General features: G+C 75.1%; 11 protein-coding genes and 1 pseudogene. 7 read left to right on the top strand and 5 right to left on the bottom strand.

Annotated elements, in window-relative coordinates:
• From AB7J25_RS29025 to nusB, 5 genes are all read left to right on the top strand, one after another.
• A partial coding sequence (locus tag AB7J25_RS29025; RefSeq protein WP_428514277.1) for a 3-dehydroquinate synthase family protein occupies nt 1–693 on the top strand: 693 nt, incomplete at its 5' end.
• Nucleotides 690–1175, top strand: a complete 486-nt coding sequence (gene aroQ / locus AB7J25_RS29020) for a type II 3-dehydroquinate dehydratase (RefSeq protein ID WP_428514275.1) — start codon at nt 690–692, stop codon at nt 1173–1175. The genes AB7J25_RS29025 and aroQ, both read left to right, overlap by 4 nt.
• 9 nt (nt 1176–1184) lie before the next feature.
• Nucleotides 1185–2300, top strand: a complete 1116-nt coding sequence (locus tag AB7J25_RS29015; RefSeq protein WP_428514273.1) for a M24 family metallopeptidase — start codon at nt 1185–1187, stop codon at nt 2298–2300.
• A 191-nt stretch (nt 2301–2491) separates the two neighbouring features.
• Nucleotides 2492–3055 carry an elongation factor P gene (gene efp, locus AB7J25_RS29010; RefSeq protein ID WP_428514271.1) on the top strand — a complete coding sequence of 188 codons (564 nt, stop codon included), beginning with the start codon at nt 2492–2494 and terminating at the stop codon, nt 3053–3055.
• 2 nt (nt 3056–3057) lie between these two features.
• Nucleotides 3058–3477 (top strand): transcription antitermination factor NusB, encoded by a 420-nt coding sequence (gene nusB, locus AB7J25_RS29005; RefSeq protein WP_428514280.1) that lies wholly within the window; start codon nt 3058–3060, stop codon nt 3475–3477.
• A 4-nt stretch (nt 3478–3481) separates the two neighbouring features.
• On the opposite strand, the gene AB7J25_RS29000 is transcribed toward nusB, so the two are convergent.
• Nucleotides 3482–4006, bottom strand: a complete 525-nt coding sequence (locus AB7J25_RS29000; protein ID WP_428514269.1) for a TetR/AcrR family transcriptional regulator — start codon at nt 4004–4006, stop codon at nt 3482–3484.
• Here AB7J25_RS29000 and AB7J25_RS28995 point away from each other — a divergent pair.
• Together AB7J25_RS28995 and AB7J25_RS28990 are read left to right on the top strand one after the other, a co-directional pair.
• Complete coding sequence (locus tag AB7J25_RS28995; RefSeq protein WP_428514282.1) at nt 3983–4594, top strand: hypothetical protein; 612 nt, start codon at nt 3983–3985, stop codon at nt 4592–4594. The genes AB7J25_RS29000 and AB7J25_RS28995 overlap by 24 nt on opposite strands.
• On the top strand, nt 4519–4833 hold the full coding sequence (locus tag AB7J25_RS28990; RefSeq protein ID WP_428514279.1) for a hypothetical protein: 315 nt from the start codon (nt 4519–4521) through the stop codon (nt 4831–4833). The genes AB7J25_RS28995 and AB7J25_RS28990 overlap by 76 nt, the downstream gene beginning before the upstream one ends.
• Before the next feature lie 4 nt (nt 4834–4837).
• Here the strand turns inward: AB7J25_RS28990 and AB7J25_RS28985 are convergent, their stop codons facing one another.
• The 4 genes and pseudogenes from AB7J25_RS28985 to AB7J25_RS28970 all read right to left on the bottom strand — a co-directional run.
• The gene (locus AB7J25_RS28985) at nt 4838–5710 is read right to left on the bottom strand and encodes a sulfurtransferase (RefSeq protein ID WP_428514267.1); all 873 of its coding nucleotides are present in this window, start codon (nt 5708–5710) and stop codon (nt 4838–4840) included.
• Nucleotides 5711–6114: 404 nt separating this feature from the next.
• Nucleotides 6115–7377 (bottom strand): RNA polymerase sigma factor, encoded by a 1263-nt coding sequence (locus AB7J25_RS28980; protein WP_428514265.1) that lies wholly within the window; start codon nt 7375–7377, stop codon nt 6115–6117.
• On the bottom strand, nt 7374–8081 hold the full coding sequence (locus AB7J25_RS28975) for a YciI family protein (RefSeq protein ID WP_428514263.1): 708 nt from the start codon (nt 8079–8081) through the stop codon (nt 7374–7376). Before AB7J25_RS28975 ends, AB7J25_RS28980 begins: the two co-directional genes overlap by 4 nt.
• Before the next feature lie 90 nt (nt 8082–8171).
• Nucleotides 8172–8395: pseudogene (locus AB7J25_RS28970) on the bottom strand (transcriptional regulator); the annotation flags it as partial.

The following is an 8395-nucleotide window of genomic DNA, read 5'->3' as shown; positions in this document are numbered from 1 at the left end:
ATGGTGGACGCCGCCGTCGGCGGCAAGACCGGCATCAACACCGGGGCGGGCAAGAACCTCGTGGGCGCGTTCTACGAGCCGTCGGCGGTGCTGGTCGATCTCGCCACGCTGGACACGCTGCCCGGCCCGGAGCTGGCCGCGGGGATGGCCGAGGTCGTGAAGGTGGGGTTCATCGCCGATCCGGTGATCCTCGACCTCGTCGAGGCGGGACCGGCGGCGGCGCTGGATCCGGCGGGGGAGGCGCTGCCGGAGCTGGTGCGCCGGGCGATCCAGGTGAAGGCGGACGTCGTGTCCGCGGACCTGCGGGAGTCGCACCTGCGGGAGGTCCTCAACTACGGACACACCCTCGGCCACGCGATCGAGCGCCGCGAGGAGTACCGCTGGCGCCACGGGGCGGCTGTGAGCGTCGGGCTGGTCTTCGCCGCTGAGCTGGCACGCGCGGCGGGGCGTCTGGACGGCACCACCGCGGACCGCCACCGGGCCGTGCTGGAGTCGCTCGGGCTGCCCGTCACCTACGAGGCGGGTGCGCTGGCCGAGCTGGTGGAGGCGATGCACGGGGACAAGAAGGCGCGCTCGGGCAAGCTGCGGTTCGTCGTGCTGGACGGGCTGGCGAAGCCCGGGCGGCTGGAGGCGCCGGAACCGGAGCTGCTGGAGCGCGCGTACGCCGCGGTGATCGGCAGAGGTACGGCGTGAGCAGGCCCGTCCTCGTCCTCAACGGGCCGAACCTGGGCAGGCTCGGCAAGCGGGAGCCGACGATGTACGGGTTCGGTACCTATGCCGAGCTGGTCGAGCGGTGCGAACGCACCGGAGCGGAGCTGGGCCTCGCCGTCGAGGTGCGCCAGACCGACCTCGAGGGCGAGCTGATCGGCTGGCTGCACACCGCGGCGGACGACGGCGTGCCCGTGGTGCTCAACGCCGGCGCGTGGACGCACACCTCGGTGGCGGTGCGCGACGCGTGCGCGCAGCTCACCGCGCCGCTGGTGGAGGTGCACATCAGCAACGTGCACAAGCGTGAGGAGTTCCGCCACCACTCCTACATCAGCGGTGTCGCGAACGGGGTGATCGTCGGTCTGGGGCTGCGCGGATACGAGCTCGCGCTGCGCTGGATCGCCGATGAAGAGCCCGACCACAAGGCTGGTGAGAAGCCCGATGAGAAGGCGCCGCCCCCGCCCTAGGCTCGGGGCATGCCCTCCAGGACAACCCACCGGGCCCGACGCGACGCCCTGCGCGCCCTGCTCGCCGATCCGGGCGAGCAGGGCGAGGTGGACGCGCTGCTCGTCACGGACCTGGTGAACGTCCGCTACCTCACCGGGTTCACGGGTTCGAACGCCTGCCTGCTCGTCGCGGCGGACGGCCGGGACGTGTTCTGCACGGACGGCAGGTACACCCTCCAGGCGGCGGCCGAGGCACCGGACCTGCCGGCCGTGATCGACCGCGCCGGCGCCAGGACGCTCGTGACGACGGCGGCCGGGCGAGGTGTGGGGCGGCTGGGCTTCGAGTCGGACGCGGTGACGGTCGACGCCCACTCCGTGCTGGTCGACGAGCTCGACCGCGCGGGCGGGCCGACGGCGCTGCTTCGGGCGCCCGGCCTCGTGCAGCGCCTGCGCGAGGTGAAGGACGCCGACGAGGTCGCCACGCTGCGCCGCGCCTGCGCCGTCGCGGACGAGGCGTTCGCCGACCTCGTCGCCGCGGACGGCGTGCGGCCCGGGCGCACCGAGCGGGAGGTGGCGCTGGACCTGGAGGCCCGGATGCGCGCCCTCGGTGCCGCTGCCCCGGCGTTCGAGTCGATCGTGGCGGCGGGTGCGAACGCCGCGATCCCGCACCACCGGCCGTCGGGTGCGGCGCTGCGACGCGGCGATCTGGTCACCCTCGACTTCGGTGCCCTCGTGGAGGGCTACCACTCCGACATGACCCGCACGGTCGTGCTCGGCCCCGCGGCGGGATGGCAGCGGGAGCTGTACGAGCTGGTCGCGGCCGCGCAGGTGGCCGGGTGCGCGGCCCTGCGGCCCGGCGCGGACGTCGTCGCCGTGGACGCGGCCGCGCGCGACGTCGTGGTCGCGGCGGGGGAGGGTGAGAACTTCCCGCACGGGTTGGGGCACGGGGTCGGCCTGCGCATCCACGAGGCACCGGGTCTCGGGCCCGCGGGGTCGGGCACGCTGGCCGCGGGCATGACCGTGACGGTCGAGCCCGGGGTGTACCTGGAGGGCGTCGGCGGCGTCCGGATCGAGGACACGCTGCTCGTGACGGGCGGGACGGCCGAGGCGCTGAGCCGCACCACGCGGGAGCTGCTGGAGCTGTGAGGCAGCACCGACGGAGCCCTGGGTGAGCCCGAGGCGGCGGCCGGGAAGCCGCCCTCGGCCGCCGGGGCCCGACCGGTACCCTGGACCGCACCACGGCGGTGCCGCCTGATCGGCCGCCGCCCTCCGGCCGAACCCCAGGCGCGCTCCCGGCACGGGCCCGCGCCCGCACTCTCGAACCAGGAGATCCACGCGTGGCGACCACGAACGACCTGAAGAACGGTCTGGTGCTCAACCTCGACGGCCAGCTGTGGTCGGTCACGGAGTTCCAGCACGTCAAGCCTGGGAAGGGCGGCGCTTTCGTGCGGACGACGCTCAAGAACGTGCTCACCGGCAAGGTCGTGGACAAGACGTTCAACGCGGGCACGAAGGTCGACACGGCCACCGTCGACCGCCGCGACATGACGTTCCTCTACCGGGACGGCACGGACTTCGTCTTCATGGACGGCGACACCTACGACCAGATCCCGATCCCGGAGGCCACGGTCGGCGGCGCCGCGGACTACCTGCTGGAGAACCAGGTCGCGATGGTGGCCTCCCACGAGGGCGTGCCGCTCTACGTCGAGCTGCCCGCGTCGGTCGAGCTGGTGATCAGCCACACCGACCCGGGCCTGCAGGGCGACCGCTCGACCGGCGGGACCAAGCCCGCCACCCTGGAGACGGGCGCGGAGATCCAGGTGCCGCTGTTCGTCGAGACGGGCACGAAGGTCAAGGTGGACACCCGCGACGGTCGCTACCTGGGCCGCGTGTCGGGCTGATGATCAGAGCGCGCACGAGGGCACGCAAGCGCGCGCTGGACATCCTCTTCGAGTCCGAGGCGCGCGGCGAGGATCCGCTCGCGGTGCTCGCCCAGCGCCGCGAGACCGACGACGCGCCGCCCGTCTCGGACTACGCCGCACTCCTCGTCGAGGGGGTCGTGGCCCATCAGGCGCGCATCGACCAGCTGCTCGCGGAGCACTCCGAGGGCTGGACGGTGGCGCGGATGCCGGCGGTCGACCGCATGCTGCTGCGGATCGGGGTGTTCGAGCTGCTGTGGGTGGACGAGATCGACGACCCGGTGGCGATCACCGAGGCCGTGGAGCTGGCCCGCACGCTGTCCACGGATGACTCGCCGCGGTTCCTCAACGGTGTGCTCGGCGGGATCGCCGACATCGCCGACCAGCTGCGCGCCGCCCGCTGATGGGTCAGCGCAGCAGGCTCGTCGCGAGCCCGGTGAGCACCTCGACGGTGGTGTCGAACGACAGCTCGCCGTGGGTGCGCAGCTCCACGAACGACTCCACGCTCGTGGTCATGTGCAGCGCGGCGGTGGCGGCGTGCGGGGTGAGGCCGGCGCGCAGCTCCTCCGCCGCGTCGAGCCTCGCCACGAGGCCTTCGAGCGACGTGCGCTGATCGGCGCGCTGGTCGTCGACGAGCGCCACCGCACCGGGCTCCAGCTCCGTGACGGCCTTGAGCGTGAGCAGGATGTGTCCCTGCCGCTCCCAGAGCACGCACGAGGCCCGCACGACGGCCGTGACGGCGGCGCGCGGCTCGTCGACGACGATCGCCTCGCGGATACCCCGCATCTCCGGCCCGCCCGCGCAGCGGGTGGCGAGGGCCTCGAGGACGCCCAGCTTGGAGCCGAAGCGCCCGAACACGGTCGCGCGGGCCACCCCGGCGCGTCGGGCGAGCTCGGCGACGCTCGCCCGGTGGAACACACCCTCGCCGATCATCTCCTCGGCCGCGTCCAGGACGCGCTGCTCCGTACGGGCTTCGCGGCGGTGCTGCTGCTGCCCGAGGCCGGGGCCGACCGTGTCTGGGGCGGTGAGCCCGGTCAGCGGGCCGACCCGGTGGTCGTCAACTCGGCCCGCCCCACCGGCCGCGCCGCCCCGGTCGACGGCGGGTACGCGCTCACCGGCCGGTGGGACCTGGTGAGCGGCATCGACTCCGCGGACTGGGTGGCCCTGTTCGCGCTCGCCGAGCCCGCGCTCGACGTGCGGGTGTTCTTCCTGCCGCGGTCGGCGGTCGGCGTGCTCGACACCTGGCAGGTCACCGGCATGCGCGGCACCGGCAGCAACTCGATCGCCTCGACGGGCTGCGCCACCGTCGTGCTCGGCATCGCCCGTGCGGGGCTGGACGCGCTGGTGGAACTCGCCACGGGCAAGCCGACCGACAACGGGGCGACGCTCGCGCACCGGGCGCACGCCCAGGCCGCGATCGCGGGTGCGGACGCGGCGCCGCGAGCCTGCTGCTGCGCACCTGCGCGGCCGAGATCGACGAGGCCGTCCGCGAGGGGGCGGGCGGCCCGGACGGCTCGGTGACCCCGGCGCTGCGCGGCGCGATCCGGGCGGCGATGTGCCACGCCGCACAGACCTCCCGCGACGTCCTCACCCGCGCGTACGTGCTGGGCAGCTCGTCGTCGCTCTACGTCGGCAGCCGCCTGGAGCGGGCGTTCCGCGACGGCATGGTCGCCGCGCAGCACGGCCTGCTCGCCACGATGATGCTCGAACCGGCGGGCCGCATCCGGCTCGGCCTCGACGTGGGCGTCCCGATCTACTGAACGCTCACCCGATCTCGACCGGCAGCGCCGCGTCGGCCGTCCATTCCGACAGCGAGCCGTCGTACACCGCGAGCTCCGTGCCGTCGACGACGTAGGCCGCGAACGCCGGGAGGGTGGCCGCGACACCGCCGCCGCAGTAGGTGACGGTCCGGTCGCCGGTCAGCAGCCCGGCCTCCTCCAGCGCCGCACCGAGGGCGGGTCGGTCGAGGAAGCGGCCGGTCGCCGGGTCGAGCAGCGTGAAGAACGGCAGGTTCGTGCTGCCCGGGATGCGCCCGCGCCGCGAGTAGGGCGAGACCTCGACCTCGCCGCGGTAGGTCGCCGGGTCCAGCGTGTTCACCACGACGCCGCCCTCCTCGCTCAGCTTCCGGACCTCCTCGGTGTCGGCCACCAGCTCGGGCCGTGGGCGGGCGGTGAACGTGGCGGGTCGCGGCGCCACGGATCCGGACTCGACGAGGTGCCCGGCGGCCTTCCACGCGGCGAGCCCGCCGTCGAGGACGGACACCGCGTCGTGGCCGAACACCCGCAGCAGCCACCACACCCGGGTGGCCCAGGCGTTGTTGGCGGTGTCGTAGACGACGACGTGGGTGTCGTCGCCGATCCCGAGCCGGCCCGCGGCCTCGGCGAACCGCTGCGGGCTCGGCAGGGTGAGGGCGAACCGGCCGCCGGGGTCGGAGAGGGCGTTCGGAACGTCGGCGAACACGGCTCCGGGCACGTGCTCGGCCAGGTACCCGTCCTGGTCGGGGCTGACGGTGTAGGGCTCGCCCTCGGTGGTCACGGCGAGGCGGGTGGTGGCGTCGAGGACGACGATCTCGGCGCTGTCGGCGAGGGCGGCGGCGAGCTCGTCGGCGGACACGAGCGGGGGCAGGGTCGCGGGCATGCGGTCTCCTCACGGGATGGATGCTGCGGGATCGGCGCGCGCACGGGCGGCGTTCCGGCGCGGCGGGGGCCTCCCGGGACGGTGCCGGGAGGCGGGATGCGGGCTCAGCCCGGACAGCCGGAGGCGTGCACCCGCATCAGGTCGACGCAGCGCCGACACGCGAGCGGGAGCCGACGCGCGAGCGGGATGAACGGCACGAACCCGACACTAGGCGCGTGCGGCGCCGGCCGACAACCGTTCACCGGGACGTCCGCGAGGATCTCGGCGGTCGCCCGGACGGTCGGGTGGCGGGTCGGTCGGCGCCCGGCGCGACGCGCGAGCGTGACGTCAGCGGGGTGTCCGCCTGCCGACAGCCCGCTGACGTTCCGCTCGGCCGTTCCGGCCGGACCCGGAGGGCGCCGACGTCACGGGAGCGACGCCCGCATCCGGGCGGCGTGGCGTCGCTCGGGGCCGGTCGGGGCGCGCCGCTCGGCCTCGGCGTAGGCCGCCCGGGCGGCGTCCACGGCCCCCAGCCTGCGGTGGACCTCCGCCAGGGCCAGCGCCAGCCGGTGGGATCCGGCCAGGCGGGGATCGTCGGCGAGGGCCGCCAGCAGCGGCAGGGCGCTCGCCGGCCCGTCGGCGTGGGCCACCGCCACCGCCCGGTTGAGCAGGACGGCGGGCGAGGAGGTCAGCGCGGCCAGCCGGTCGTAGAGGACGACGATCGCGGGCCAGTCCGTGGCCTGCCAGGTCGGCGCCGTCGAGTGCTCGCCCGCCACCGCGGCCTGGTACAGGTAGGCGGCGTCGGCCGCGGTGACCTCGGAGTGGGAGCTCGCCCGGTCCAGCCACCGCATTCCCTCGGCGATGCGGGCGGCGTCCCAGCGCGTCCGGTCCTGGTCGGCGAGCACGACGACGTCGCCGCCGGCGTCCAGGCGCGCCGGGCGCCGGGCGTCCTGCAGCAGGAGCAGGGCGAGCAGCGCCTCGGCCCCGGGCCGGCCCGGCGCCAGCTCGACGACCAGCCGGGCCAGGCGGACGGCCTCGTCGCAGAGGTCGTGGCGGATGAGGTCGTCGCCCGCGGTCGCGGCGTAGCCCTCGGTGTAGGTGAGGTACACGCAGTCCAGGACCGACGGCAGCCGCTCGGCGAGCAGCTCCGGCGGCGGTACCCGCAGCGGGATCCGGGCGTCACGGATCTTGGTCTTGGCCCGGTGGATCCGCCGCGCGACCGCCTCGTCGCCCCGCAACAGCGCGCGGGCGATCTCGGGGACCCGCAGCCCGCACACCAGCCGCAGGGCGAGCTCGACGTGGACCTCCCGGGCGAGCGCGGGATGGCAGCACGTGAACAGCAGCCGCAGCTGGTCGTCGAGGACGGGGTGCAGGACCGGCGGGGTGCCCTCCAGTGCGGCGAGCGCGGCCCGCGCCGACTCCGCCTCGCGGGCCGGCCGCCCCGCCTCCCGGCGCAGGACGTCGAGTGCCCGGTTGCGCGCCGTGGTCGTGATCCAGGCCCCCGGCCGGTCGGGCACGCCGTCGACCGGCCAGCGCGCCAGTGCGACGGCGAAGGCCTCCTGGACGGCGTCCTCGGCCCGGCCGACGTCACCGGTGAGCCGGGCAACGGTGGCGACCGCCGCGCCCGCCTCGGTCCGGAAGGCGGCGGCCACCGCGTCGGCGGTGGCCGCCGCGCCGTCGCCGTTCACATGCCCAGGTCCGCGAGGTTCACGATCGGCCGCAGCTCGACGGCGCCCCCGTCGGGGAGGGGGATGGCCCGGGCGAGCGCCTCGGCCTCCTCGGGCGTGCCCTGCACGACGTAGAGGCCGCCGGTGACCGCGATGTCCGGGTCGAACGGCCCGTCCGCGACGACGAGTTCGCCCCCGCGCGTCCGCACCGTCGTCGCGCTGGTAGTGGGGTGGACGACGCCGATGCGGACCAGCCGGTCCCGGTGGGCCTCGACGAACTCCGCGTGGGCGGCCTCGTCGGGGCGCCCCGGCCCGTACAGCGTGGCCAGCCAGAGGTCCGGGAGCATCTCACCCTCGGACCGCAGCGTCTCCGACGCCACCATCGGCCGGATCTCGGAGCCCCCGTGGGTGTCCGTGGTCGCCGGGATGCGGCGCACCAGCGCGATCACGGCGTCGAGGTCGTCGGCTTCGAGGACGTAGTAGCCGCCGAGCGCCTCGGTGGTCTCGGCGAACGGGCCGTCGGTGATCGTGACGGCCCCGTCCGCACCACCGTCGTGGCGGATGGTGCGGGCCCGCTCGGTGAGGTGCAGCGCCGCACCGCCGCGGATCGCGCCCCCGGCGTGCTCGTCGAAGGCGGTGTAGGCCGCCAGCTCGGCGTCGAACTCCGGCGTGCCGGGCTCGGCCGCGGTCTTCTCGTCGCCGTAGAGCAGGACCAGGTAGTGCACGGGTGTCTCCTCGGGTCGGGGAGGTGACGGCTCACCTCCTACCACGACGACGAGCGGGACGGGCCCGATCGGACACGGTGGGGCGCGGGTTCAGTCCCGGCCTGCGGGGCGCGCGTCCGGCGGCAGCACGCCCCAGTCGATGAGCTGGTCGGTGAGCTCGCCGGGGGAGGTGTCGTAGATGATCGCCAGCGAGCGGAGGTCCTCGGCGCGGATCGAGAGCACCTTGCCGTTGTAGTCGCCGCGCTGGCTCTGGATCGCCGCGGCGTACCGGGCGAGCGGGCCGACCTTGTCGGCGGGCAGCTGCTGGAGCCGCT

The sequence above is a fragment of the Pseudonocardia sp. genome (assembly GCF_050246655.1).
In the GTDB taxonomy this organism is placed as follows: Bacteria; Actinomycetota; Actinomycetes; order Mycobacteriales; family Pseudonocardiaceae; genus Pseudonocardia.
The sequence above is the reverse complement of the archived record's forward strand: the minus strand, read 5'-3'. Positions and strand labels throughout refer to the sequence as shown.

Coding starts and splice junctions, on each gene's coding strand:
- AB7J25_RS29000 (WP_428514269.1), bottom strand. CDS start 4,006: ATGATCGGCGAGGGTGTGTTCCACCGGGCGAGCGTCGCCGAGCTCGCC.
- AB7J25_RS28985 (WP_428514267.1), bottom strand. CDS start 5,710: ATGCCCGCGACCCTGCCCCCGCTCGTGTCCGCCGACGAGCTCGCCGCC.
- AB7J25_RS29015 (WP_428514273.1), top strand. CDS start 1,185: ATGCCCTCCAGGACAACCCACCGGGCCCGACGCGACGCCCTGCGCGCC.